This window comes from Chimaeribacter coloradensis (assembly GCF_002858715.1).
In the GTDB taxonomy this organism is placed as follows: Bacteria; Pseudomonadota; Gammaproteobacteria; order Enterobacterales; family Enterobacteriaceae; genus Chimaeribacter; species Chimaeribacter coloradensis.
The window spans coordinates 52045-78023 of sequence record NZ_PJZH01000014.1 but is presented as its reverse complement, the minus strand read 5'-3'; the positions used below and the strand labels follow the sequence as shown (position 1 = coordinate 78023).

Below are 25979 nucleotides of genomic sequence, written 5' to 3'. Positions count from 1 at the left end.
ACTGCCCCCTAAAACAGCCATACTTATTCCCGTCGTTGATCCGTCTGGGGAGAGCTATGCGCTGGCAAACACATACCGTCTTTAATCAGCCCAAACCGCTGAGCAACAGCAACCTGTTTCTGTCCGACACGCCGCTGCGGGAAGCTATTACCCGCGCTCAGGCAGGGTGGGACGCCGATCTTCTGGCGTCAGTGGGCCAGCAGCTCGGCAGCGCGGAGTCGCTGGAGCTGGGAAGGCTGGCGAACGCCAACCCGCCGGAACTGCTGCGTTATGATGCCGCCGGCCAGCGGCTGGACGAGGTGCGTTTTCACCCGGCCTGGCATTTGCTGATGCAGGGGCTGATTACCAACCGCGTGCATAATCTGCCCTGGCAGGAGGAGGCGCGCATCGGCTCGTTTGCGGCCCGCGCCGCCCGCTTTATTCTGCATGGGCAGGTGGAGTCGGGCACGCTCTGCCCCATCACCATGACCTTTGGTGCCATCCCGCTGCTGCAACGCGCCTTGCCCGGTATATTCCGCGACTGGTTACCGGGCCTGCTCTCTGACCGTTATGACACCCACAGCCAGCCGGGCAGCCAGAAACGCGGCCTGCTGATCGGCATGGGAATGACGGAAAAACAGGGCGGCTCCGATGTGCTGAGCAACACCACCCGCGCCCAGCCCGAGGGCGCGCGCGGGCCGGGAGAGTGCTACCGGCTGGTGGGGCACAAATGGTTTTTCTCCGTGCCGCAAAGTGACGCGCACCTGGTGCTGGCGCAGGCGGAGGGCGGCTTATCCTGCTTTTTCCTGCCGCGCCTGCTGCCGGACGGCACGCGCAACGCCATCCGGCTGGAGCGGCTGAAAGAGAAACTCGGCAACCGTTCCAATGCCAGCAGTGAAGCTGAATTTCAGGACGCGGCCGGCTGGCTGGTGGGGGAGGAGGGGGACGGCATCCGCCAGATCCTGACCATGGGCGGGCATACCCGCTTTGACTGCGCCCTCGGCAGCCATGCCCTGATGCGCCGGGCGCTCTCCGTGGCGCTCTACCACGCTTTGCAGCGGCAGGCCTTCGGCAAAGTGCTGGCGGATCAGCCGCTGATGCGTCAGGGGCTGGCGCGGCTGGCGCTGCGTCTGGAGGGGCAGACCGCGCTGCTGTTCCGGCTGGCCCGGGCGTGGGAGCAGCGGCACGATGCGCACCAGCTTGCCTTTACCCGCCTGCTGACCCCGGCGGCCAAGTATGCCGTCTGCCATCACGGCAGCGCCTTTGTGGCCGAGGCGATGGAGGTGCTGGGCGGCATCGGTTATTGCGAAGAGAGCGAACTGCCGCGCCTTTACCGCGAAGCACCGGTTAACAGCATCTGGGAAGGTTCGGGCAATGTGATGTGCCTGGATGTGCTGCGCACGCTGCACAAGATGCCCGGCGCAGCAGAGATGCTGCACCGGGAGATGTATGAGGTGCGCGGCCAGAACCGGCTGTTTGACCGCAGCTGGCGGCAGTTGAGCCAGCAGCTCCAGAAACCGGAAGAAGCGCAGGGGCGGCAGATGACCGGCCAACTTTTCATGCTGTGCAGCGGGGCTGAATTATTGCGCCACGCCTCACCGCCGCTGGCCGAGGCCTGGTGCCGGATGGCGTTTGATCACCGCGGTGACAGCACCTTGCCGGAGAGCCTCTGCACTGACCTGCTCAACCGGGCAACCGGCGCATAAAAAAGGCACCGTCAGGTGCCTTTGGGAGAGATCAGGTTGCTCAGCGGTAGAGAATGGCCTGCGAATACCAGGTTCCGGGAACAATGGTTTCATCGTTCATCAGCACCAGGTAGTAGTGGGCACCGCTGGCATCCGCTTTTTTCTGCAACGCCCGGGCGGCATCCATCGGGCTGCCGCGCTCGGTGACCGAAATGGTGCCCATCTTTTGCAGCGTACCCACCTGGGCACGGGTAATCTCCTGTGCACCGGCGGTCACCGGCGGCGGCGGCCTGGGCGTGTCGTGCAACGTGCTGCACCCGCTCAAAACGCTCACCAGCAACGCACCGGTCAGTAAACGCGAAAACGTCATCTCTTTCCTCCTCACAGCATCAGCCTTTAGTGTAGCGCGGATCGCCTGGTGCGAAGGTGTGATGTTTTTTTAATCAAGCTGGAACATGCTGACCAGCTTCTTCAGGTGCTGCCCTTTCTGGTTCAGCGCGGCGGCCGTCTCTTCAGAGCTGCTGACCAGCATGGCGTTCTCCTGGGTCGCCTGACCAATCTGCACAATGGCGATGTTGACCTGGCCGATCCCGGCGGACTGCTCATGGGAGGCGACGTCAATATCACTGACGATCATCCGCACCTGCTGCACCCGGCTGAGGATGTCATTCATCGCTTCGTGGGTCTGCATCGAGATGCGGTTCCCCTGTTCGACCTTGTCCAGGGATTCGGCAATCAGCGTTTCAATCTCTTTAACCGATTTGGCACTGCGCTGTGCCAGCGCGCGCACCTCGGCGGCTACCACGGCAAAACCTTTACCGTGTTCACCGGCCCGGGCCGCTTCTACCGCCGCATTCAGCGCCAGAATATTGGTCTGGAACGCGATGGACTCGATAACGCTGGTGATGTCGGCAATCCGCTGGGACGCGCCCTTGATGTCGCTCATGGTCGAGACCGCAGAGGTGACCGCCTCACCGCCGTTCTGGGCGGCTGTTTCGGTCTGGCGGACCAGTTTCATCGCTTCTGAGACGTTCTCCGCATTCTGCTGCACGGTCGCGGTCAGCTGCTCCATGCTGGCGGAGGTCTCCTCCAGGCTGCTGGCCTGGCGGGAGATCTGACCGGTGATGTTTTCACTGTCGGCAGCCAGCGAGGCGGTGCTCTGGTTGATCTCCACGGCGGCTTCGCGCACCTGGGACACAATGCGCGCCAGGCCGCGGCCGATGCCGTCCATCGCCGTCATCATCCGGCCCACTTCATCCTGGCGGGTCGTGCTCAGGCTGGCGCTCAGGTTGCCTGCGGCATATTGCTCAGCGACTTTCACCACCTGCTCCAGCGGGCGGCTTAGCCAGTTGCGGGTCACCAGCATAAACAGCGCGGCAAACAGCGCGACAAGCACCACCCCAATCCCCAGGAACAGGTTCCGGCTGTGGGTGATCTCCGCCATGATTTCGTCTTCATCGGCCGTCCCGGCCACGACCCAGCCCCAGGCGGGCAGGCTGTGGTAGACCATGATCTGCGCGCCGCTGCCGGCCGGCAGGCTGCTGTCATGATAAGTCTGGGTACCTTGCGGGGTCGCCAGCACCTGATCAAGCACCGCGGCATCCCAGCCCGGCGTCTGGCCTTCGGCGCGCGGGTGGAAGAGGTAGTGACCGCGGTTGCTGCCCTGAGCGGCATCCAGCACAAAGAAGTAGCCGCTCTGGCCAATCTTCTTGCTCAGGATGGTCTGGCGCATTTCGTTAAACTGCGGGGTGATATCGACCCCGACAAAGGCGATGCCGATGATCTTGCCGGCCTGATCCTTGACCGGCTGGTACTGGGTAATGAATTTCTTACCGAACAGCGTCGCCAGCCCTTTGTAGACCTCGCCGCCCATCACAGCGCGATAGGCCGCACTCTGGCGATCGAGTTTCGTGCCGATGGCGCGAGACCCGTCCTCTTTTTTCAGGGAGGTGGTAATCCGGACAAAATCATCCCCCTGGCGCATAAACATTGTCGAAATGGCACCGGTGCGGGTGAGGAAATCGTCAGGGATGGCGGTGTTGTTATTGAGGACGCTGTCACCGGCTTTCAGCACGGTCTGGTTGCCGGTGGTCTGCAGGCTGAACGCCGGGGACATAAAGCTGGTGAACAGCTGGGTATAGCTGCTGACCTCGGCTTTCAGGCTGGCGTCGTACATGGTAATCATGTCTTCAACGCCTTCGACCTGATTTTTCATGTCCTCCAGTGTCAGGGCTTTCATCTGATCCCCGGCTGTGCGGGTCAGTGATAACGTAAACAGTAAAAACAGTGCAGCAACAGTCAGTGAAGCCAGCACAGAGAGCTTGACGCCCAGGCCCCATTGGCGGAAGGAAAATCCCGTCATTATTCTCATCTCATGGGTTAGAAAAGGTGTTGGCAATAACGGCAGACGCCGGAGAAAATTTAGGCAGAAAGTGTAATAACTTGTTTTTCTTGATCTAGATCATGGAAATTAAAATTATTCTATGAATTAACCACGCAATGTCTGCGTCATCAACCACAGGAGAGCGGCATGATTGAGATGTTCCAGGAGAAGGTGAACGGCATTGAGCTTATCCATGCGGCACCGGCCGGGAAACAGGGCATCCCCCTGCCCACGCTATTTTTCTACCACGGGTTTACCTCCTCTAAAGAGGTCTACTCCTACTTTGGGTATGCACTGGCGCAGGCCGGTTTCCGGGTGATCATGCCGGATGCAGCCATGCACGGTGCCCGCTATGACAATGATGCAGAAACGCGGCTGGGCCACTTCTGGGAGATTCTGCGCAGCAATATCGATGAATTGCCGGGGTTAAAGGCGGCTTATCAACAGCAGGGGTTACTGATTGAAGGGAAAATCGGGGTCTGCGGGGCGTCGATGGGCGGTATGACCACGCTGGGCGCGCTGGGGCGCTATCCGTGGATTAATGCCGCCGCCAGTTTTATGGGCTCGGCTTATTTTCACTCCCTGTCGCGCCGCCTGTTCGTGCCACGGCAGGGCGGGCAGCCCTTGCGTGGGGAGGCACTGGCGCAGCGGCTCGCCTTTCTGGAGGAGTATGACATGAGCGCGGCGCTGGAACTGCTGGGCAACCGGCCGCTGCTGCTCTGGCATGGCGAAGCGGACGATCTGGTGCCGGCTGAGGAGAGCGCGCGGCTGCGCCGGGCGCTGCAACAGGCAGGCAGAGACACGCACCTCACCTGCCTGACCGAACCGCAAATCGGGCACAAAATCACCCCGGCAGCGTTACAGGCGGGCGTGGCATTCTTTACCCGGCATCTGGGTTGAGCGCCCAAATGAAAAGGCCCCCATCACTGGGGGCCGGCAAAACAGGCGTTTAACGCACGTATAATTTTTTGGATTTTCCCTGGTACTGCATTTTGCGGCCAGCATAGGTTTATTGTATTCGGGCATCGTTACGGATGGGGCACATCACTTCCATTGCCGCCTGATACTGACATCTCTGCCCCTATTTTAATCAACCAAGGGCATTAAGAAATCCGCTTTTATTGAATAATACATTCAATAAAACTGATCAAAATTGCAGCTTTTGCCGCTTTTTTTTGCGGCTCAACTCTGTTAACGCGGTTTACCCATCATTTTTGCTGATGTTTCATCAGGATGCCGGAAAGAACGCGCCCGCGTGATTCATGCCTTGTGTTTCCCCGCCCGCCCACCTATAATTGCGCGTCATTTTTCAGCCGCACACAAACACGTTCCTTGCCTCCATGGGCCGCGGCTGACCCGGACAGGAGGCTGAATAATCCGTAAGGAGCAATTCGATGCGTCATTACGAAATCGTTTTTATGGTCCATCCTGACCAAAGCGAACAGGTTCCAGGCATGATCGAGCGTTACACCGGTGCTATCACCGCTGCTGAAGGCACGATCCACCGTCTGGAAGACTGGGGCCGCCGTCAACTGGCTTACCCGATCAACAAACTGCACAAAGCCCACTACGTTCTGATGAACGTTGAAGCTTCTCAGGAAGTGATCGATGAGCTGGAAACTAACTTCCGCTTCAACGACGCCGTTATCCGTAGCATGGTAATGCGTACTAAGCACGCGGTTACCGAAGCATCCCCGATGGTTAAAGCGAAAGACGAGCGTCGTGACCGCCGTGAAGATTTCGCCAACGAAACCTCTGATGATGCTGATGCTGGGGATTCTGAAGAGTAATTGCCGTGATGGCTAATCGCCTGGTGTTAACCGGCACAGTGTGCAAGACACCGACGCGAAAAGTCAGTCCATCCGGAATACCGCACTGCCAGTTTGTGCTTGAGCACCGCTCGCAGCAGCAGGAAGCCGGATTCAGCAGGGTGGCATGGTGCAGAATGCCCGTGGTCGCCAGCGGACACACACTACAAGCATTAACTCACAGATTAACGGTCGGCAGTCAGATTACCGTGTCAGGTTTCATTAGTTGCCTTCAGGGGCGCAATGGGCTGAACAAAATGGTGCTGCATGCCGAGCAGATTGAATTGATAGATTCTGGAGACTAGCCAAATGGCACGTTATTTCCGTCGTCGCAAGTTCTGCCGTTTCACCGCGGAAGGCGTTCAAGAGATCGACTATAAAGATATCGCAACGCTGAAAAACTACATCACCGAGAGCGGCAAGATCGTTCCGAGCCGTATCACCGGTACCCGTGCAAAATACCAGCGTCAGCTGGCCCGTGCTATCAAGCGCGCACGCTACCTGTCTTTGTTGCCGTACACTGATCGTCATCAGTAATCGGCCACTGTCCATTAACGACTTTGAGAGGATAAGGTAATGCAAGTTATTCTGCTTGATAAAGTAGCAAATCTCGGCAGCCTGGGTGACCAGGTTAACGTGAAAGCGGGCTACGCTCGTAACTTCCTGGTACCGCAGGGCAAAGCTGTCCCGGCTACCAAGAAAAACGTTGAGTTCTTCGAAGCACGCCGTGCAGATCTGGAAGCCAAACTGGCTGACGTTCTGGCTGCTGCCGAAGCGCGCGCTGCAAAAATCAACGAGCTGGGCTCTGTTACCATCGCGTCCAAATCTGGCGACGAAGGCAAACTGTTCGGTTCCATCGGTACCCGTGACATCGCTGATGCGGTCACTGCGGCTGGTGTTGAAGTTGCTAAGAGCGAAGTTCGCCTGCCGAACGGCGTCCTGCGTACTGTGGGTGAGCACGAAGTGCACTTCCAGGTACACAGCGATGTGTTCGCTCAGCTGAACATCGTTGTAGTAGCAGAGTAAGTTTTACTCCGCTGCTTGTGAAACGCCGGCCTTGTGCCGGCGTTTTGCTTTTTGGCGGGAAGGAAAAGAGAAGGGGCGTTTTCCGGCGCGCTTACCCCACGCGGCGGTAGCTGCCATCCGGCTGGCGGATAAACCGCACCGGGTTCGTGCTGGTGTCAATCTCCAGCGCCGTCACCACACCCTGCGCATTACGCTGTATTTTGACCGGCTGGCCAGCCTGCAGGTTGCTGAGCGGTTTGTCATCCCCCTCAACCTGCGCCATCGCAAACACATCATTGACCATCAGATTATTGTCGCGGAAGAGCTGCGCCAGCGTCTGGCCGGGTTGAATCCGGTAAGTCTGCCAGCCGCTGCCGCTTTCAGCTGTCGCCGGGCGGGCGGCGCTCTCCTGCAAATTGGCCTGTAACGGAATCTCCCGCGAATCCTGGCTGACAGGCTGTTCAACCGGGTAACGCGTCGACGCAGAGGGCCACAGGATAGCCAGCAGCACCACCAGCGCCGCCAGCAGAATACCGCGGCGATGGGGCAGGGGCAGCGGGTCCATCCAGTGCAGGCGGGCCGGAAATGCCCAGGCGGCTTTTAACCAGGGTGAGCGTAACCAGGTGCGGTATGACCGCGATGAGGCCGGCCGGGCGCGCGTCGTGGGCTGGCGTTCCTGATCGTCGGGTGTATGTTCATGTTCGGCGCGGGTCGGCCTTTTTGACATAAGCGTGGTCCACAGGTTTCGCAGGGGTGAATTGACCTGGGTGGTTTTGCTTCTCCTGGGCGCGATTCTGCCCATGACAACCTCTCTTGCAACGCGGTTTGCCACAGCGGGCAAACAAAAGTACCGGCGTAATGATCGGGAGGCGACGTTATGCAGCCCAATATTACCTGTTGAGTATAGTCTGATAACTGCTTGAGGCAGAAAGAGACAGCAGGGAACTAAGCGGATTGGTAAATCAGGTATTTCCCGGGGCGGTATTGTTTCTGTTTCAGCAACAAATGTCATCCTCCCTGACGCAAGATTTTACCGCAAACTGTTGCGCTGTTATGCTCTGCCTTCGACTTTTTATCGATTTGAGGAAAATGCATGACAACCCCTTCTTATGACAGCGTGGAAGCGCAGGCAAGCTACGGCATCGGTTTACAGGTTGGCCAGCAGTTGCAGGAGTCCGGCCTGGAAGGATTGCTGCCGGAAGCACTGGCCGCAGGTTTGCGCGATGCGCTCGAAGGGAACGCGCCGGCGGTTCCGGTTGACGTCCTGCACCGCGCCCTGCGCGAAGTCCACGAGCGTGCAGACGCCGTGCGCCGCGAACAACAGAAAGCAATGGCCGTCGAAGGACAGGCGTTCCTCGAAAAAAATGCGGAGCGTGATGATGTGACCCGCACCGAATCCGGCCTGCAATTCACCGTGATGCAGCAGGGTGACGGCCCGATCCCAGGCCGCCAGGACCATGTGCGTGTTCACTACACCGGCCGCCTGATCAATGGCGACGTGTTTGACAGCTCCGTAGAGCGCGGCCAGCCGGCAGAATTCCCGGTCAGCGGCGTGATCCCGGGCTGGATCGAAGCGCTGACCCTGATGCCGGTCGGCTCCAAATGGCAGCTCTATATCCCGCACAACCTGGCTTATGGTGAGCGCGGTGCCGGTGCGTCGATCCCGCCTTACAGCGCGCTGATCTTTGACGTCGAGCTGCTGGAAATTCTGTAATCCCCTTTCCCGTTTCATGTGTGCTGTACTTCATGTGTGTAGTACGTCATAGATAAGTAAAAGGCAGGGCCGGTTTTCCGGCCCTGCCTTTTTTATTGCGTTACCTTCCTGGTTTACCGCTGCGGGCGGAGGTCGAGGCTGTAGATCGCAAACCCGGTCTCGTCCTGGCCTTTCAGCGCCATCGGATAACGCGCCTTTTGCTGGATGAAAGCGGCCGCTTTAGTCGTTGGGGCGGTTTCAAAGCGGATGTCCAGCGGCTGGGCGGCGGCAATCGGTGCCAGTTGCCAGTTATTGTCCGCCTCAGGTTTCACCTCGCCCTGTTGGCGGGTTTCAGTGCTGATATAGGCCGCCAGGATCGCCTGGTTCTGATCCGGCGAGGCGAACGCGATATGGCGCTCACCCGTACCGGCAAATTTACCGCCGTAAGCGCGGTAATTGTTGGTGGCGACCAGGAAGGTGGCGTCCGGGTCGATTGGCTTGCCCTGATAGGTAAGGTCGCGGATGCGGCTGGCTTTGCTGTTAATGAGCGTGCATTCGCCGTCATAGCGTGCCGGTTGGCTGACGTCGATCTGGTAGTTCACACCATCGATCACATCAAAGTTGTAGGTGCGGAAACCGTCCCAGTTGATCAGCTTCTGCGGCCGGCTGCTGTGCGGATCGATCTGGTTGAACTGCCCGGCAGAGCACTCCAGCCACTCTTTGACCTCCTGGCCGGTAACTTTCAATACCACCAGCGTGTTGGGGTAGAGGTAAAGATCGGCGGCGTTACGCAGAGTCAGTTCGCCTTTTTCCACTTCAACATAGCTCGCCGGATCGTTTTTGCGGCCGCCGACTTTAAACGGTGCCGCAGCAGAGAGCACCGGCAGGTCGGCCAGATCCGGATCGCCCTGGATGAAATGGCGGGTGTAGGCGGTCTGCGCATTGTTGACGATCTGCACCGTCGGGTCATCCTGCACCAGCGCCAGGAAGCTGTACATACTGTCACTGGCTTTCCCGATCGGCTGGCTGACGAAGGTCCGGGTCCCTTTGTGTGCCTCACTCAGCACATTGACCAGGTTGGCATCCTCGGCCGCCAGGGATTTTTTGGTAGCTTTATCAAAGATCGGGCGCGCTTCGGCGCGCGCCTGGGTTACCTGCCATTTCCCCTGATCGTTGGTCAGTTGCAGATCGACAATGCCGAGGTGGTCGCCCCACTGGCCGGGCATCACGGCCGGGATGCCGTTCAGCGTGCCCTGTTTGATGTCCGCGCCTTTGATCGCGGCGAAATCGTCGCTGGGGAACACGGCGTGCGCGTGGCCGAACATAATCGCATCGATGCCCGGCACCTGGCTGAGGTAATAGACCGAGTTCTCCGCCAGCGCTTTATATGGCTCGCCGGAAAGGCCGGAGTGCGGAATAGCGACGACAATATCCGCCCCGGCTTTACGCATCTCCGGCACCCATTTTTTCGCGGTCTCGGTGATGTCATCAACCCTGACTTTGCCCTGAAGGTTGGCCTTGTCCCAGACCATCACCTGCGGCGGCACAAACCCGATGTAGCCGATGTTCAGCGTGTGGGTTTTGCCATCGCGGTCTTTCACCTCTTTCTTCTCAATCAGGTAGGGTGTCAGCAGCGGTTTGCCGGTGGCGGCATCAATCAGGTTGGCGTTGACGTAGGGGAACTTCGCCCCGGCCAGCGCCTTCTTCAGGTAATCCAGCCCGTAGTTGAACTCATGGTTGCCGATGTTGCCCACCGAATAGCCGAGCGTGTTCATCGCCAGATAGACCGGGTGGACATCGCCGGCCTTCAGCCCCTTTGACGCGATGTAATCCCCCAGCGGGCTGCCCTGAATCAGATCGCCGTTGTCTACCAGCACGCTGTTGGTCGCCTGCTGGCGGGCCTGTGCGATCAGGGTGGCGGTGCGCACCAGGCCGAATTTGTCCGTCGGCGTGTCCTTGTAGTAGTCAAAATCCATCATGTTGCTGTGCAGGTCGCTGGTCTCCATGATGCGCAGATCCACGGTAGCAGCATGCGTGCTTACCGCAGCGGCCAGCAGTGTCAGGGCAAAACAGGGCTTCCTCATCATCGTTCTCCTTGGGGTAGTTATCAGGCAGGGCTCGCAGAATAGCGTGTAAATATGACCAGATGACGCAAAGAACTGTGAAGTATGCCGAATTTAACCCCTTAAAAATGCGCAGGAAATCACGTCTGGCGGGCATGCGGGGCAAAGGGGGGCGAACCTGTCCGGCACGGCTATAGATCTTCAGGGGAAAAATAACTAGTCTGCTTAATAAGGTTCAAAATTGCAGAGGTAGAGGATGCTGGAACATATTTGTCAGCTGGCCCGCGATGCGGGTGCAGCGATTATGGATGTCTATGACGGCCATACGCCCCTGGGTGTCGAGACCAAGAGCGATGACTCGCCGGTGACGGCGGCGGATCTGGCGGCGCATCAGGTGATTAAACGCGGGCTGACTGCCCTGACGCCGGAGATCCCGCTGGTGTCGGAAGAGGATCCGCCCGCCTGGGAGACGCGCCGCCACTGGAGCCGTTACTGGCTGGTTGACCCGCTGGACGGCACCAAAGAGTTCATCAAACGCAACGGTGATTTCACCGTCAACATCGCCCTGATCGAAAACGGCGTACCGGTGCTGGGCGTGGTGTATGTGCCGGTCACCGGCGTGATGTACTCCGCCGCAGACGGCAAAGCCTGGAAAGAAGAGGGCGGCCGCCGGGAGCAGATTACCGTACGGGATGCGCGCCCGCCGTTGGTGGTGGTCAGCCGCTCGCACGGCAGCCAGGAGCTGCAGGACTATCTGGCGCAACTGGGTGAGCACCAGACGGTGGCGGTTGGGTCGTCGCTGAAGTTCTGCCTGGTGGCCGAAGGCAAGGCGCAGCTTTACCCGCGCTTCGGGCCAACCTCTATCTGGGATACGGCCGCCGGCCATGCGGTGGCCCTGGCAGCCGGGGCGCAGGTGCATGACTGGCAGGGGCAGACGCTCTCCTACACGCCACGAGAATCCTTCCTCAACCCCGGCTTCCGCGTGTCGCTCTATTAAGTTGCCGGAATGAGCCGGTGCAGCAGGGCAATCACCTGCTGCACTTCATCCGGTGTCAACGCGCCCTCTTTGGCAAACTGCACCTTGCCGGTGGCATCCAGTACCACAATGGCCGAGCTGGCCTCTTTCAACGCCCACGCCTTGCGGACCACGCCCTGATCGTCCACTACAAACTGCGACCAAGGGAAGCTCTCTTTACTCTCTTTAATGCTGCTGCGCACAAATGCACCGGTGCCGATGATGGCGTCATCTGAATTGATGATTGTCGTCGTTTGGTAATATTTGGCAGGTAGATTGGCAGCCTTGATGGCCTCAACCAGCGGCGCATTCATCTCTTTTGCCGCGGTGCGCCCGGCTATGTGCTGGATAACGCGCACTTTTCCGGCCAGCGCGGCGCTTTGCCAGCGCTGGTAACGAAAGGTGCCGTGGTCAAGCAGCAGTTCACCTTTGTCACTGACATAGACCGGCGGAACAGGTTGCATAATTGTAAAATTGTGGGCGGAGGCGATAAATGATGAAGCCAATAACACTATAGTCAGCAGACTATGCTTGAACATGCTTTCTCCTTGGCGACCGCTGCAGGTTTAAGAGCGCTCTGATAGTAGAAAGCAGCATCATAAGCTGTAATCAGTGATCTGTCCTGTTGGTAAGCGTGATAAGGATCGCTTTCCGGCAAGGTAACCGGAGCCAGACCGGTTAACCCAATTTTCGTTGTATCGATTACACGCAAGTAACTGTCAGCTTCTGTAAAAGTAACAAAACAGAGTGGCATTTTCAGAACTAACGACTATTTTTAAAGTCTATTACGTTGCGTTCGTTTCGAAGAGCTGCCCCTAGTCTGGTTATTTATCTGGCAGGAGCGCAACGAACCCCCCATGGAGAGAGTAAGAAAATGAGAATCTTTCAGCGTTATAATCCGCTCAAAGTGGCTAAATATGTAAAAACGCTGTTCCGCGGTCGGATCTACATCAAAGATGTAGGCGCATTTGAGTTTGATAACGGCAAAATCTTATTGCCGAAAGTACGCGACAAGCGCCATTTCAGCGTGATGTCTGAAGTGAACCGCCAGGTAATGAGTCTGCAGGCTGAGATGTAATGACGGGCGCATAGCGCTGGTCAGGTAACACCCCGTAATGTGTTCTCTTACCCAGATAAAGATAACGGCCCCTGTTGGGGCCGTTATTGTTTGCAGACAAGAGGGCGCAGGGTGCCGTTACAGGCTCTTTTCGCGCGCCAGCTCCTCCGGCGTTTTCGGCAGCAGCGGCGTCAGCGGTTTGTCACTGATGCGGGTGACCAGCAACTGGTCGATCTTGTAGCTGTCGATGTCCACCACCTCGAACTTGTAACCGGAGAACTTCACAAAGTCAGTACGTTTCGGGATCTTGCGCAGCATAAACATCATAAAGCCGCCGATGGTTTCATAGTTGCCGGACTGCGGGAACTCATCGATATGCAGCACGCGCATCACGTCGTCGATCGGCGTACCGCCTTCGATCAGCCATGAGTTCTCATCACGCGCCACAATCTGCTCTTCCATCCCCTGGCCTACCAGGTCGCCCATCAGCGTGGTCATCACGTCGTTCAGGGTGATGATGCCGACCACCAGCGCATATTCGTTCAGGATCACCGCAAAATCTTCACCGGCGGTTTTAAAGCTCTCCAGGGCTTCAGAAAGCGTCAGGGTATCCGGCACGATCAGCGCAGAGCGGATCTGGACACCGCTGCTCAGCATCAGGCTCTGGTTGCCCAGCACCCGGTTCAGCAGATCTTTGGAGTCCACATAGCCCACCACCTGATCGATATGCCCGTCACACACCAGGAATTTGGAGTGCGGGTGGGTCGCGATCTTCTGCTTGATGCTCTCCTCACTTTCGCGCAGGTCGAAAAAGATCACGCTTTCGCGCGAGGTCATGGAGGAGGGCACGGTACGCGATTCCAGCTCGAACACGTTCTCAATCAGCTCGTGCTCCTGTTTGCGCAGCACCCCGGCCAGCGCGCCCGCTTCCACCACGGCGTAGATGTCATCGGAGGTGATGTCATCGTTGCGCACCATCGGCAGCTTGAACAGACGGAAAATGCAGTTCGCCAGCCCGTTAAACAGCCAGACCAGCGGGCGGAAGACCGCCAGGCAGAAACGCATCGGGTTGATGATCCGGACGGCAACCGTCTCTGGTGCAATCATACCGATGCGCTTCGGGGTTAAGTCCGCGAACAGGATGAAGAGGCTGGTGACCAGCACAAAGGAACAGATGAAGCTGATTTGCTCGGCAAGCTCAGGTGACATAAAGCGGATGAAGAAGGTTTCGAAGACTGGGGAAAATGCCGCATCACCGACAATACCACCGAGAATCGCCACCGCGTTCAGACCAATCTGCACCACCGTGAAGAACATGCCGGGGGTTTCCTGGAGCTTCAGTACACGCAGGGCATTGATACTGCCGTCATCCGCCAGGAGTTTAAGTTTGATTTTTCGTGAGGCAGCCAGCGAAATCTCCGACAGGGAGAAAAAGGCGCTCACGGCGATTAATAAAAGAATCAGTAATATACTGTTTAGCATAGTTTATCCGCTTAGTTCCGGTTCCCGACCGGCGCGTTTAAGGCAGGGGGTAACACTGAGTGAAAAATTCTAAAATTACAGACAGAAATGCTGCAAACAGCCTACATTTGCAGCACGCATAGTATAGCAGCAGCGCCGAGAAGGCCGCCAGCGGAGAAGAGGTGACCCAGGCGGCCGTTCAGGGCTTAGTGCGGCGGCAGGCAGACGCCGATGCCGCCGAGGCCGCAGTACCCTTCCGGGTTCTTATGCAGGTATTGCTGGTGCTCATCCTCGGCATAGTAGAAGGGCAGCGCCGGCACGATCTCCGTGGTGATCGGGCGGGCGTCCCCTGCGGCCAGCATCGCCTGGCGGAAAGCGGCGAGGCTCTGCTCCGCCGCCGCCTGCTGCGCCGGGGAGAGCGGGTAGAGGGCTGAACGGTACTGGGTGCCGATGTCCCCGCCCTGGCGCATCCCCTGCGCCGGGTCATGGTTTTCCCAGAACAACTGTAACAGCTGCGGGTAGCTCACCACCGCCGGATCAAACACCACCCGCACCACTTCCGCATGGCCGGTTTCACCGGTACAGACTTCCCGGTAAGTCGGGTTCGGGGTATAGCCGCCGCTGTAACCGGCTGCGGTGCTGTGAATGCCGGGCTGTTGCCAGAACAGGCGCTCAACGCCCCAGAAGCAGCCCATGCCAAAAATCGCCTCTTCCATGCCGTCAGGGACGTGGGTCATGGCGTGACCGGTGACGGCATGCAGTGGCGCGACCGGCATCGGCGTCGTTCGCCCCGGCAGGGCGTTTTCTGGGGTAACAGGTTGAGTTTTGTCGAAATTTTGCACCGTGCGGCGCTCCGTTCAATAGCAGGGTAAGGATCGTTAGTTGTATCTGATTGCGTCTTTGCACACAATACATCGGCTCTTATTGATTAATTTTCTTACGATAATCAAAATTTCAGGGGTAAACGGCTACCAGCCGGGATGATTTCGCCCATACTGATGCTGTTTTTATGCCAGCGTGTTTTGCTTTACAGGACAGTGAACATTCCCAGGAGTACGTGTGCGACAAAACCGGGTACTGAGTTTTTTATGTGTACTGCTGGCGTCCCCTCTGGCACATGCAGCGACGCTGCGGTTGCAGGTAGAGGGGTTAAGCGGGGAGTTAGAGAAAAATGTGCGGGTGCGGCTTTCTGCCATCGGCAGTGATGAAGTCACCGCTGATGGGCGTTTCCGCGCCAGCGTGGATAAGGCGGTCCGCCAGGGGCTGCGGCCCTTCGGGTATTACGATCCCACCATCGACTTTGAATACCGTGCCACGCCGCCGCCCGGCCGGCCGGTGCTGATTGCGCGTGTCACGCCCGGTGAACCGGTGAGAATCGCCGGCACCTCGGTGGTGATCGAAGGGCAGGGCAAAGACGATGAGGATTACCAGACGCTGAAGAAAAACAGCATCCCGGTCAAAGGCACCCAGCTTAACCACGGCACCTACGACAGTTTCAAAAGCGCCATTACCAACGTGGCGGTGCGCAAAGGCTATTTCGATGCCGCCATGCGCAAAAGCCAGCTCGGCATTATCCAGGACCAGCACCAGGCGTTCTGGGACATCGACTTCGATACCGGGCAGCGTTACCGCTTCGGCCGCGTCACCTTTGAGGGCGCGCAAATCCGTGATGATTATCTGCAAAACCTTGTCCCCTTCCGTGAGGGCGACTACTACAGCGCCAGCGACCTGGCTGAGCTGAACCGCCGCCTCTCTGCCACCAACTGGTTTAACTCGGTGGTGGTGGCCCCTGAATTCAAGAATGCCAAAGAGCACAAGGTCTTGCCGTTAAACGCGGTGGTCACGCCGCGTACCCGGAATACGCTGGAAACCGGGGTGGGCTACTCCACCGACGTCGGGCCGCGCATCAAAGCCAACTGGAAAAAGCCGTGGCTCAACTCACGCGGCCACAGCCTGGAGAGCACCCTGAACCTGTCGGGGCCGGAGCAGGAGCTGGACCTCAGCTACAAGATCCCGCTGCTGAAAAATCCGATCGAGCAGTATTACGTGGTGCAGGGCGGCTTTAAGCGCGAAGATCTCAACGATACCGAGTCCGACGGCACCACCCTCAACGTGGCGCGCTACTGGGATGCTTCCAGCGGCTGGAAAAAAGCGATCAACCTGCGCTGGAGCCTGGATCACTTTACCCAGGGCAGCGTCACCAACACCACCATGCTGATCTACCCCGGTCTCAGCGTCAGCCGCACGCGCCAGCGCGGCGGGCTGATGCCGGACTGGGGCGACTCGCAGCGCTACTCCCTTGACGTCTCCGATACCGGCTGGGGTTCCGACATCGATTTTGCGGTGGTACAGGCGCAAAACGTCTGGATCCGTACCCTGGCGGAGAAACACCGCTTTGTGGTGCGCGGCAATCTGGGCTGGATCGAAACCAATGACTTCGAACGCGTGCCGCCCTCCCTGCGCTTCTTTGCCGGGGGCGACCGCAGCATCCGCGGCTACCAGTACAAATCCATTTCACCGCGGGACGATGAAGGCAAACTCACCGGGGCCTCGAAGCTGGCCACCGGCTCGCTGGAGTACCAGTACAACGTGACCGGCAAGTGGTGGGGCGCGGTGTTTGTCGATTCCGGCGAAGCGGTCAACGACATTAAACAGAGTAACGTGAAGACCGGTGCCGGGGTGGGTGTGCGCTGGGCCTCACCGGTCGGCCCGGTGAAACTGGATATCGCCGCCCCGATTGGCGACCAGGAAGAGCACGGCATGGAGTTTTACATTGGTTTGGGGCCTGAATTATGAGCCGCTTGAAAAAGATTTCCCTCGGCGTGCTGATCGTCGTGCTCCTGCTGCTGAGCAGCGTGGCCTTCCTGGTAGGGACACGAACCGGTTTGCATCTGGTGATCAACAGTGCCGCCCGCTGGGTGCCGGGGCTGGATATCGGTCGCGTGGAGGGGGGCTGGCGCTCCCTGACGCTGACCGGCGTGAGCTATAAAATGCCGGGTGTCACGGTCAACGCCGGGCAGTTCCATCTCTCGCTGGATCTCTCCTGTTTCCGCCGCAGCCAATTGTGCGTCAACGCCGTGACGGCGCAGGATGTGAATGTGGCAGTCAATACCAAAGAGATGACGCCCGCTGCCCCGCAGCCGGAAGAAGAGGCCGGCAGCAGTAACCTGAGCACGCCTTACCCGGTGACCCTGCGGATGTTGCGGCTTAATAACGTCAAGGTCACGGTAGACAACACCGCCATTGCGCTGGGTGAGTTCCGCACCGGGCTGCAGTGGCAGGATCGCGCCCTGACGCTGATGCCGACAGAGATTAACTCGCTGCTGGTGGCGCTGCCGACGGCCGCCCAGCTGGCGCTGGAGAAGGTCACTGAAACCAAACCGGCTGAACCGGCCACGCCGGCCCCACCGGGGCCGCCATTGGGCGAGACCCTGAAACAGCTGTTTGCCAAACCGCTGTTGCCGGACCTGCCGGAATTCCGCCTGCCGCTGGACATTACCGTGAAGTCGATACGCGGCCGCCAGCTGCGGCTCACCGGCGATACGGATGTTACGGTGACATCGCTGCTGCTGCAGGCCAGCACCAAAGATCAGCACCTGCAACTGGATACGCTGGATGTGGACTCCCCGCAGGGCACACTGAATGCCCGCGGCCAGGCCACGCTCAGCGGTAACTGGCCGCTGGCGATGAACGTTAACAGCACGCTGAACGTCGACCCGGTCAAGGGTGAGAAAGCACGGCTGACGGTGGGCGGTGGCCTGCGTGACAAACTGAACGTGGCGCTGAACCTCTCCGGCCCGGTGCGCAGCACGCTGACGGTGCAAACCCAGCTGGCTGAAGCGGGGCTGCCGCTGGCGCTTTCCCTGAAGAGTGAGGAACTGCGCTGGCCGCTGGTGGGGGAGCCGCAGTATCAGGTGAAGGACATCGACCTCAGCCTCAGCGGCAAGGCGGTGGATTACCGGCTTGGCCTGCGTTCTGACATCCGCGGTGCCGGGCTGCCGCCTGCCACGGTCACGCTGGACGGCAGCGGCACGGTTGAGCAGTTCCGGCTGGCACGGCTGCGGGTGGCGGCGCTTCAGGGCAATACCGACCTCAGCGGGGTGGTGGACTGGAGCAAGGCGATCAGCTGGAACACCGTGCTGACGCTGGACGGCATCAATACCGCGAAACAGTGGCCGGAGTGGCCGGCGACCCTGCGCGGCAAGATCGTGACCCGGGGCAGCCTCTATGGCGGCAACATGCAGTTCCGCATCCCTGAACTGCAACTTGACGGTAACGTGCGGCAGAACAAGGTCGAGGCGCGCGGCCAGCTCAGCGGCAACGCCGCCGGGCAGTGGGACATTCCGCAGATGCACCTGGCGCTCGGCCGCAACGTGGTGGATGTGAAGGGCAAGCTGGATGAGAACTGGGCGCTGGACGCGCTGATCGATGCCCCTGCACTGGATAACGCCCTGCCGGGGCTGGGCGGCGTGGCGAAGGGCAGCCTGAAACTGCGCGGTAACCTCAAGGCACCGCAGGTGCTGGCCGATCTCACCGCCAGCCGGTTACGCTGGCAGGAACTGCGCATCAACAGCGTGAACGTGAAAGGGGACGTGCGCTCCGGCGAGCAGATTCAGGGCGAACTGGCGGTTCGGGTGCAGCAGCTGACGCAGGCCTCCCTGGCGATCCGCCAGTTAACGCTGGAGGCCACAGGCAGTGAGAAACAGCACCAGATGCAGCTGCGCATCGACGGCAAACCGGTCTCCGGCCAGCTGGCGCTGGCAGGCAGTTTTGACCGCCAGACCCAGCGCTGGCAGGGCACCCTGAACAATACCCGCTTTGATACGCCGGTCGGCGAAGTGCGCCTCAGCCGGACCCTGGCGCTGGAGTATTTCAACAGCGAACAACGGGTCACCGTCGGCCCGCACTGCTGGCTGAACCCGAATGTGGAACTCTGCGTACCGAAAACCATCGAGGCCGGGGCCAGCGGGCAGGCCAGTGTGGTGCTCAACCGCCTGGATCTGGCGATAGCCAAACCTTACCTGACCGATGACACCCAGCTCAGCGGCATCTTTAACGGCAAGGCCGATGTCAGCTGGAAAGCCACGGGCGGGCTGCCGCAGGCCACGGTCTCCCTCTCCGGCAAAGGGGTGAAAGTGCGCCAGAACGTGCAGGGCAAAACCCTGCCGGTGGACTTCGACACGCTCAACCTCTCTGCCGGGCTGGTGAATGGCCGGGCGCAGCTCGGCTGGCTGATTAAGATTGCCAACAATGGCCAGCTGGCCGGGGATGTGCAGATCACTGACCCACAGCGCCGCCGCGGCATTTCAGGCAATGTCAGCATCAATAATATTTCGCTGGCGATGCTTAACCCGGTGCTCTCAAGCGATGAGAAAGCGAAGGGTCTGCTGAACGCCACTCTGCGGCTGGGCGGCACGGCCCAGCGCCCGCTGGTGTATGGGCAGATGGCGCTGAGTGATGTGGATATTGACGGTGCCTGGATGCCGTTCGACATCAGCAGCGGCCGCCTGGGCCTGACCTTCAACGGCGATAATTCCACGCTGAACGGCCTGATCCAGACCACGCAGGGTCAGCTGTCGCTGGCCGGTAACGCCGACTGGGCGCAGATTGATGCCTGGCGTGCGCGCATCGCCGCGAAAGGGGACAAGGTGCGCGTCACCGTGCCGCCGATGGTGCGGCTGGATGTCTCGCCCGATCTGGTGTTTGAGGCCACGCCGCAGCTCTTTTCCCTGAGCGGCAACGTGGACATCCCGTGGGCGCGCATCACGGTGCAGGATCTGCCGGAGAGCGCGGTGGGCGTCTCGTCGGATGAGGTGATGCTCAACGATCAACATCAGCCGATCGAAACCAAAAAAGCGTCGATCCCGATCAACAGCAACCTGACGGTTAACATCGGGGATAATGTGCGGCTCGATGCCTTTGGTTTGCGGGCCAAGCTGAAAGGTGCGCTGAAAGTGGTACAGGATCAGCAGGGGCTGGGGCTGAACGGGCAGATCGATATCCCATCCGGCCGCTTCCACGCCTATGGGCAGGATCTGCTGGTGCGCAAAGGGCAGTTGCTCTTCTCCGGCCCGCCGGCGCAACCGCTGCTGAACATCGAGGCGATCCGTAACCCGGAATCCACCGAGAATGATGTGGTGGCCGGGGTGAAAGTCACCGGCACTGCCGATGAGCCGAAGCTGGAGATCTTCTCCGATCCGGCGATGTCACAGCAGGAAGCGCTCTCTTACCTGCTGCGCGGCCAGGGGCTGGATGACACCGGCACCGACAGCAGTATGATGACCTCGATGCTGGTCGGATTAGGGGTTGCACAAAGTGGTAAACTTGTGGGTAAAATCGGCGAGGCGTTCGGGGTAAGTAACCTGGCCCTGGATACCGCCGGGGTGGGCGACAGCTCCCAGGTGGTGGTCAGCGGTTATGTGCTGCCCGGCCTGCAGGTAAAATATGGTGTAGGGATATTTGATTCTTTGGCGACCCTGACGTTACGTTACCGGTTAATGCCGAAATTGTATCTGGAAGCGGTGTCTGGCCTCGACCAGGCATTAGATTTGCTCTATCAGTTTGAGTTTTAACGATGCGAATAATTGTCTACGGCAGCTTGCGCCGCAAGCAGGGTAACAGTCACTGGATGACCAACGCCCAATGGTTGGGCGATCATGAGTTGGAAGGGTTCAACCTCTATGATCTGGGGCAGTATCCGGCGGCGGTTCCCGGTGAGGGCACCATTTACTGCGAAGTCTACCGGATTAACGCCGGTATTCTGGCAGAACTGGATGAGCTGAAAAGCAATACCAAGGACTACCGCCGGGAGTTGATTGCAACGCCCTATGGCAGCGCATGGATCTATATTTATAAGCGCTCGCTGGAGGGCGTACCGCGCATCGCCAGTGGTAACTGGCTGACGCGTGAACCACGCGCGGAGTAACGGCCGCGCCGTCAACCCATAAAAAAACACCGCTCACTGAGCGGTGTTTTTACATCTCATGCCGTAAAACCGGGCAGGCGTGGCTTACTTCTTCGCGCGCTCAAAAGAGGCCACGATTTCAGCTTTCGCTGCGTCAGCATTTTCCCAACCGTCGACTTTCACCCATTTCCCTTTTTCCAGGTCTTTGTAGTGTTCGAAGAAGTGGGCGATCTGGGCGCGCAGCAGTTCCGGCAGGTCGTTCACATCGTTGATGTGATCGTACTCTTTGGTCAGCTTGCTGTGCGGCACGGCCACCAGCTTGGCATCTTCGCCCGCTTCGTCTGACATTTTCAGTACGCCAACCGGGCGGCAACGGATCACGGAGCCTGGTTGCAGCGGGTACGGGGTCGGCACCAGCACATCTACCGGGTCACCATCCAGGGACAGGGTATTGTTGATGTAGCCGTAGTTGCACGGATAGAACATCGCGGTGGACATGAAACGGTCAACGAACAGGGCGCCGGTTTCTTTGTCGATTTCATATTTGATCGGGTCCGCGTTGGCCGGGATCTCAATCACTACATAGATGTCTTCCGGAAGATCTTTACCCGCCGGTACGTTGTTCAAGCTCATAGTGGTTTCCTTTCATCGAACCAGAATTAGAGTGCCGGCTATTATAGCCAACTCTTTTATGAATGCCTGTCCTTTTAACATGCAGTCAGCCTGCCGCAAAATGCCCGGGCCGCCGCCGCCGGTACTTTCAGACTTATCCTTCCCCTGCCGGGTACGGGCGCTGCACATAAAAAAGGGCGATCTGCCGATCGCCCTTCAGGAGTGTGCCACGTGGTGCGAATCAGTTGTCCGGGTACTGCTCGATAAAGCGCTCGGCGTCTTCCACCATTGAGCGGGTGCCGACAAAGAACGGCGCGCGCTGGTGCAGGGATTCCGGCGTAATGTCGAGGATGCGGCGCATGCCGTCGCTGGCCTTGCCGCCCGCCTGTTCTGCCAGGAAGGCCATCGGGTTGCACTCATACAGCAGGCGCAGTTTCCCTTTCGGGTGCGAGGCGGTGCTTGGGTAGATGTAGATGCCGCCCTTCAGCAGGTTGCGGTGGAAATCCGCCACCAGCGAGCCGATGTAACGTGAGGTGTAAGGGCGCTGGGTGACTTCATCCTGCTCCTGGCAATATTTGATGTACTTCTTCACCCCGAGCGGGAATTTAATGTAGTTCCCTTCGTTGATGGAGTACATGTTGCCTTTTTCCGGGAAGCAGACTTTCTCGTGGGAGAGGCAGAACACGCCCAGGGATGGGTCATAGGTAAAGGCGTGGACGCCGCAGCCGGTGGTGTAGACCAGCATGGTCGAGGAGCCATACACCACATAGCCTGCCGCCACCTGGGCGCTGCCTGGTTGCAGGAAGTCCTCTTCCTTCACCGGCGTGCCGATCGGGCTGATACGGCGGTAGATGGAGAAAATGGTGCCCACTGACACGTTGACGTCAATGTTTGAGGAGCCGTCCAGCGGGTCCATCAGCACCACATATTTTGCATCTTCTGCGCCTTCGAAGATCACAATCTCATCTTCTTCTTCTGACGCGATCCCGGCGACTTCACCGCGTGCTTTCAGTGCCGCTTTCAGCTTTTCGTTGGCGAACAGATCGAGTTTCATCTGCACTTCGCCCTGAACGTTTGATACGCCACTGGTACCCAGAATATCGACCAGCCCGGCTTTATTGATATCCCGATGGATAATTTTGGCACCGAGTTTAATCGCGGAGAGCAACGCCGTCAGTTCACCTGTGGCGTGGGGGAAGTCGTGCTGCTTCTCGACAATGAATTCGCCTAACGTTTTCATGACACAATCCCTGAATCTAATGATGGAAAGTGGTTTTTTATACAAACCACCAACATAAGCGAAATGAGTTTAACGTAAAGATATGGACGATTCATAGGCAAATCCATTTCTTCTGGACGATTCCGAGCGGTAGAATACCGGCTGACCTGACGTGATCTAATGGAAATAATATGCGTATTCATATTCTTGGTATCTGCGGCACCTTTATGGGCGGGCTGGCGATGCTGGCCCGCTCCCTGGGCCATGACGTAACCGGTTCAGACGATAACGTCTATCCGCCGATGAGCACGCTGCTGGAGAGCCAGGGCATCAACCTTATTCAGGGATACGATCCGGCACAGCTTGACCCCGCGCCGGACCTGGTGATCATCGGCAATGCCATGTCACGCGGTAACCCCTGTGTGGAGGCGGTGCTGGAGCGCGGCATCCGGTATATGTCCGGCCCGCAATGGCTGCATGATGATGTCCTGCACGATCGCTGGGTCATCGCCGTAGCCGGTACGCATGGCAAAACCACCACCGCCGGGATGGCCACCTGGATCCTGGAGGCCTGCGGCTACCAGCCGGGCTTCGTGATTGGTGGTGTGCCGGGGAACTTTGATGTCTCCGCCCGGCTGGGCAACAGCCCGTTCTTTGTGATCGAGGCGGATGAGTACGACTGCGCCTTCTTCGATAAGCGCTCCAAGTTTGTGCATTACAGCCCGCGCACCTTGATCCTGAATAACCTGGAGTTTGATCACGCTGACATCTTTGACGATCTGAAAGCGATCCAGAAGCAGTTCCACCATCTGGTGCGTCTGGTACCGGGCAAAGGCAAAATCATCCTGCCGGATAACGACACCCACCTGAAACAGGTGATGGCGATGGGCTGCTGGAGCGAGCAGGAGCTGCTGGGTGAAAGCGGCGCATGGCGTGCCGCCAAGCTGACGCCGGATGCCAGCCGGTTTGAGGTGTTTCTCAACGGTGAGCGGGTTGGCGAGGTGAACTGGTCGCTGGTGGGTGAGCATAATATGCATAACGGCCTGATGGCCATCGCCGCTGCCCGCCATGTAGGGGTGTTGCCGGCCGATGCCTGCCGGGCGCTGGACACCTTTATCAATGCGCGCCGCCGCCTCGAACTGCGCGGCGAAGCCGATGGCGTCACGGTGTATGACGACTTTGCCCACCACCCTACGGCCATTCTGGCGACGCTGGCAGCGCTGCGCAGTAAAGTGGGCGGCACCGCGCGCATTCTGGCGGTGCTGGAGCCGCGTTCCAATACCATGAAAATGGGGATGTGCAAAAACGAGCTGGCACCCTCCCTTGGCCGGGCTGATGAGGTCTTCCTGTTCCAGCCGCAACATATTCCGTGGCTGGTCACGGAAGTGGCGGAAGAGTGTATTCAACCGGCGCACTGGAGCGCGGATGTGGATACGCTGGCCGATATGGTGGTGAAGGCGGCCCACCCGGGTGACCATATTCTGGTGATGAGCAACGGCGGTTTCGGCGGCATCCACACGAAGTTGCTGGAGAAGCTGGCGGCAAAAGCTGCGCGCTGAATATCCGCAAAGAGAATAATAAAAGGGAGGCGCCGGCCTCCCTTTTCTTTTGGAATAAACCCCGGTGCCCGGTCACCGCAGGCAAAAAAAAGCCCCCGACAGGGGGGCAATGGGGTTCGTCGGATAGGACGAGGGTTTATCAGAATCCCGGCAGGCGGGTATGCCACTCCTGGCTTTCCAGCACGCCATAACGGCGAGGTGTACTGATCGCTTTCTGGCTGGCTTTGGCCGTTAACGCCTGGGAGAGCGTCATCGGCAGGGGTTCAGCATGTTGCGTATTCTCCTGGGCATCATGCATGTCGGTGGGGACGGGGGCGGCAGAGGCGTTCCATACCAGAGCAACCCACAGGCCCAACACGGCGGGTATAACGTTTAATGACACGATCTATTCCTGAAAACGGACTGTTCCTGAAAAAAAGCGGGCACCCTCTTTAAATAGTCATTCGAATGGGAAGAGGGTGCGGGCAGGGTACTCAGCGGGCCGGTACTTATTGGTAAATTTCCGCAGTCGCGTGATAGTTACCGTTCTGGTAGGCCTCAATCACACGGTAGGCTTTTGCACCTTTACTGTCCGCTTTGTCTGAGAGCGCCTGGCGGATATCTGCCGGGCTGCCGTTTACCCCACTGACACTGATGGTGCCTGCCGGAGTAAGGTTGTTTGCCGGGGCGGTAATCAATTCTGCGGCAGACGCGCCAGCAGAAACAGCAGAGAGCAGGGCCAGGGCAGCGAGTGTGGTTTTCATCGTCATAATGGTTTCCTCAGGGTTGGGTTAACAACCGTTAAGGCCATATCACACGTATTGCCTGCCGGTTGTTCTGATGCGTGCCGGGATCAACGATCCCTCAGATGTTTACTAAGCCTTTCTGTTACTGGTAGATCTCTGCGGTCGCGTGGTAGTTGCCGTTGATATAGGCTTCGACAACCCGGTAGGCTTTCGCGCCTTTATTGTCTGCTTTTTCAGACAGGGCCTGGCGAACGTCAGAAGGCGCTGCGCTCACACCGCTGACAGAAATGGTGCCCATGGGTTGCAGCGACGCGGCCTGAGTGGAATCGATAGATTGTGCTGCAAATGCGCCAAATGACAGTGCAGATAGGATGCTTGCTGCTGCGATGGTTGTTTTAATGTTCATGGTTTTGCCTCATCGTGTTTTATTATTCGTTAGAAAAAGTGTGATTCTCATCACGGAAAGGAGTATACGCCTGGTAACATCCGAAAATAAATAGGACGCTAATAGTTTTTGAGGTTACTTCAGGAGGCTTTTTGTTTTTTTAATAACCAAAAAGCATAAAAATTGTATAAATAATGAACGTTAAACGTTAATTTTTCGTAAGATCAATAAGCTAAATCAATTTAACTAAATGTGCTGTTCAAAGCAGTGATAATCACTGCTGGAGGGAAAAGAAGCGTGGGATTATGCGTGTAAATAGCAGCACAGCAAAATAATTAATTATGCAGTAATCACCTGGCGGGCATATCGGAGGCAGAGCAGGGGGAAACAGGCAAAAAAGGGGAACACCGCAACGGCTTACTGCGC

25 protein-coding genes are annotated in these 25979 nt (G+C 58.4%); 13 read left to right on the top strand and 12 right to left on the bottom strand.

Translation table 11 applies throughout. The features are described 5' to 3' along the window. Window positions 1-56: 56 nt before the first annotated feature. Window positions 57-1685, top strand: a complete 1629-nt coding sequence (locus CYR32_RS14000; RefSeq protein WP_165698247.1) for an isovaleryl-CoA dehydrogenase — start codon at window positions 57-59, stop codon at window positions 1683-1685. A gap of 40 nt (window positions 1686-1725) precedes the next feature. Here the strand turns inward: CYR32_RS14000 and bsmA are convergent, their stop codons facing one another. Together bsmA and CYR32_RS13990 are read right to left on the bottom strand one after the other, a co-directional pair. Continuing rightward, window positions 1726-2034 carry a biofilm peroxide resistance protein BsmA gene (gene bsmA, locus CYR32_RS13995; RefSeq protein WP_101825452.1) on the bottom strand — a complete coding sequence of 103 codons (309 nt, stop codon included), beginning with the start codon at window positions 2032-2034 and terminating at the stop codon, window positions 1726-1728. Window positions 2035-2103: 69 nt separating this feature from the next. Further along, window positions 2104-4026, bottom strand: coding sequence for a methyl-accepting chemotaxis protein (locus CYR32_RS13990; protein WP_101825446.1), 1923 nt, complete (start codon window positions 4024-4026; stop codon window positions 2104-2106). Window positions 4027-4194: 168 nt separating this feature from the next. Between CYR32_RS13990 and yjfP the strand changes: the two genes are divergently transcribed. The 5 genes from yjfP (at window position 4195) to rplI (ending at window position 6881) form a co-directional block, all read left to right on the top strand. Further along, window positions 4195-4947, top strand: a complete 753-nt coding sequence (gene yjfP / locus CYR32_RS13985) for an esterase (RefSeq protein ID WP_101825443.1) — start codon at window positions 4195-4197, stop codon at window positions 4945-4947. A 494-nt stretch (window positions 4948-5441) separates the two neighbouring features. Beyond that, window positions 5442-5837, top strand: coding sequence for a 30S ribosomal protein S6 (gene rpsF, locus CYR32_RS13980; RefSeq protein WP_072927046.1), 396 nt, complete (start codon window positions 5442-5444; stop codon window positions 5835-5837). A gap of 5 nt (window positions 5838-5842) precedes the next feature. Continuing rightward, the gene (priB, locus tag CYR32_RS13975) at window positions 5843-6160 is read left to right on the top strand and encodes a primosomal replication protein N (RefSeq protein WP_165698246.1); all 318 of its coding nucleotides are present in this window, start codon (window positions 5843-5845) and stop codon (window positions 6158-6160) included. Between the two features lie 4 nt (window positions 6161-6164). Further along, complete coding sequence (gene rpsR, locus CYR32_RS13970; protein ID WP_000135199.1) at window positions 6165-6392, top strand: 30S ribosomal protein S18; 228 nt, start codon at window positions 6165-6167, stop codon at window positions 6390-6392. A gap of 39 nt (window positions 6393-6431) precedes the next feature. Beyond that, window positions 6432-6881, top strand: a complete 450-nt coding sequence (gene rplI / locus CYR32_RS13965; RefSeq protein WP_101825439.1) for a 50S ribosomal protein L9 — start codon at window positions 6432-6434, stop codon at window positions 6879-6881. A gap of 91 nt (window positions 6882-6972) precedes the next feature. Here rplI and CYR32_RS13960 read toward each other — a convergent pair whose 3' ends face one another. Continuing rightward, window positions 6973-7662 (bottom strand): LysM-like peptidoglycan-binding domain-containing protein, encoded by a 690-nt coding sequence (locus tag CYR32_RS13960; protein ID WP_101825437.1) that lies wholly within the window; start codon window positions 7660-7662, stop codon window positions 6973-6975. A gap of 291 nt (window positions 7663-7953) precedes the next feature. Here CYR32_RS13960 and CYR32_RS13955 point away from each other — a divergent pair, with 291 nt between their 5' ends. Then, window positions 7954-8574 (top strand): BamJ family beta-barrel-assembly machinery protein, encoded by a 621-nt coding sequence (locus CYR32_RS13955; RefSeq protein ID WP_101825435.1) that lies wholly within the window; start codon window positions 7954-7956, stop codon window positions 8572-8574. 113 nt (window positions 8575-8687) lie between these two features. On the opposite strand, the gene CYR32_RS13950 is transcribed toward CYR32_RS13955, so the two are convergent. Further along, complete coding sequence (locus tag CYR32_RS13950; protein WP_420912840.1) at window positions 8688-10637, bottom strand: bifunctional 2',3'-cyclic-nucleotide 2'-phosphodiesterase/3'-nucleotidase; 1950 nt, start codon at window positions 10635-10637, stop codon at window positions 8688-8690. Between the two features lie 235 nt (window positions 10638-10872). Between CYR32_RS13950 and cysQ the strand changes: the two genes are divergently transcribed. Further along, entirely contained in the window at window positions 10873-11613 is a 741-nt protein-coding gene (gene cysQ / locus CYR32_RS13945; RefSeq protein ID WP_101825432.1) for a 3'(2'),5'-bisphosphate nucleotidase CysQ, read from the top strand. On the opposite strand, the gene CYR32_RS13940 is transcribed toward cysQ, so the two are convergent. Then, on the bottom strand, window positions 11610-12170 hold the full coding sequence (locus CYR32_RS13940) for a YtfJ family protein (protein WP_101825429.1): 561 nt from the start codon (window positions 12168-12170) through the stop codon (window positions 11610-11612). The two genes, cysQ and CYR32_RS13940, sit on opposite strands and share 4 nt — an antisense overlap. Window positions 12171-12505: 335 nt before the next feature. Here CYR32_RS13940 and CYR32_RS13935 point away from each other — a divergent pair, with 335 nt between their 5' ends. Beyond that, entirely contained in the window at window positions 12506-12709 is a 204-nt protein-coding gene (locus CYR32_RS13935) for a DUF1107 domain-containing protein (protein WP_072927062.1), read from the top strand. 117 nt (window positions 12710-12826) lie between these two features. On the opposite strand, the gene paeA is transcribed toward CYR32_RS13935, so the two are convergent. Together paeA and msrA are read right to left on the bottom strand one after the other, a co-directional pair. Then, window positions 12827-14170: a polyamine export protein PaeA gene (gene paeA / locus CYR32_RS13930; protein ID WP_072927063.1), complete on the bottom strand. Its 1344-nt coding sequence runs from the start codon at window positions 14168-14170 to the stop codon at window positions 12827-12829. Window positions 14171-14355: 185 nt separating this feature from the next. Then, a complete protein-coding gene (gene msrA, locus CYR32_RS13925) occupies window positions 14356-14991 on the bottom strand; it encodes a peptide-methionine (S)-S-oxide reductase MsrA (protein WP_101825426.1) in 636 nt (211 codons plus the stop codon). A gap of 217 nt (window positions 14992-15208) precedes the next feature. Here msrA and tamA point away from each other — a divergent pair, with 217 nt between their 5' ends. From tamA to CYR32_RS13910, 3 genes are read left to right on the top strand one after another with little or no spacing between them, the layout of a single operon-like run. Continuing rightward, entirely contained in the window at window positions 15209-16945 is a 1737-nt protein-coding gene (tamA, locus tag CYR32_RS13920) for an autotransporter assembly complex protein TamA (RefSeq protein WP_101825424.1), read from the top strand. Then, window positions 16942-20721, top strand: coding sequence for an autotransporter assembly complex protein TamB (tamB, locus tag CYR32_RS13915; protein ID WP_101825421.1), 3780 nt, complete (start codon window positions 16942-16944; stop codon window positions 20719-20721). The genes tamA and tamB overlap by 4 nt, the downstream gene beginning before the upstream one ends. Before the next feature lie 2 nt (window positions 20722-20723). After that, window positions 20724-21074, top strand: a complete 351-nt coding sequence (locus CYR32_RS13910) for a gamma-glutamylcyclotransferase family protein (protein ID WP_101825419.1) — start codon at window positions 20724-20726, stop codon at window positions 21072-21074. 84 nt (window positions 21075-21158) lie between these two features. On the opposite strand, the gene ppa is transcribed toward CYR32_RS13910, so the two are convergent. Both ppa and fbp read right to left on the bottom strand, forming a co-directional pair. Next, complete coding sequence (gene ppa / locus CYR32_RS13905) at window positions 21159-21686, bottom strand: inorganic diphosphatase (protein ID WP_101825416.1); 528 nt, start codon at window positions 21684-21686, stop codon at window positions 21159-21161. Window positions 21687-21906: 220 nt separating this feature from the next. Continuing rightward, a complete protein-coding gene (gene fbp, locus CYR32_RS13900; protein ID WP_101825414.1) occupies window positions 21907-22905 on the bottom strand; it encodes a class 1 fructose-bisphosphatase in 999 nt (332 codons plus the stop codon). A gap of 170 nt (window positions 22906-23075) precedes the next feature. Here fbp and mpl point away from each other — a divergent pair, with 170 nt between their 5' ends. Beyond that, entirely contained in the window at window positions 23076-24443 is a 1368-nt protein-coding gene (gene mpl / locus CYR32_RS13895; protein ID WP_101825409.1) for a UDP-N-acetylmuramate:L-alanyl-gamma-D-glutamyl-meso-diaminopimelate ligase, read from the top strand. 139 nt (window positions 24444-24582) lie between these two features. Here the strand turns inward: mpl and CYR32_RS21445 are convergent, their stop codons facing one another. The 3 genes from CYR32_RS21445 to yhcN (CYR32_RS13885) all read right to left on the bottom strand — a co-directional run bounded on the left by CYR32_RS21445 (window position 24583) and on the right by yhcN (CYR32_RS13885) (window position 25574). After that, complete coding sequence (locus CYR32_RS21445) at window positions 24583-24825, bottom strand: hypothetical protein (protein WP_146000702.1); 243 nt, start codon at window positions 24823-24825, stop codon at window positions 24583-24585. Between the two features lie 106 nt (window positions 24826-24931). After that, on the bottom strand, window positions 24932-25192 hold the full coding sequence (yhcN, locus tag CYR32_RS13890) for a peroxide/acid stress response protein YhcN (protein WP_101825406.1): 261 nt from the start codon (window positions 25190-25192) through the stop codon (window positions 24932-24934). A gap of 118 nt (window positions 25193-25310) precedes the next feature. After that, entirely contained in the window at window positions 25311-25574 is a 264-nt protein-coding gene (gene yhcN / locus CYR32_RS13885; protein ID WP_101825404.1) for a peroxide/acid stress response protein YhcN, read from the bottom strand. Window positions 25575-25979 lie beyond the last annotated feature (405 nt).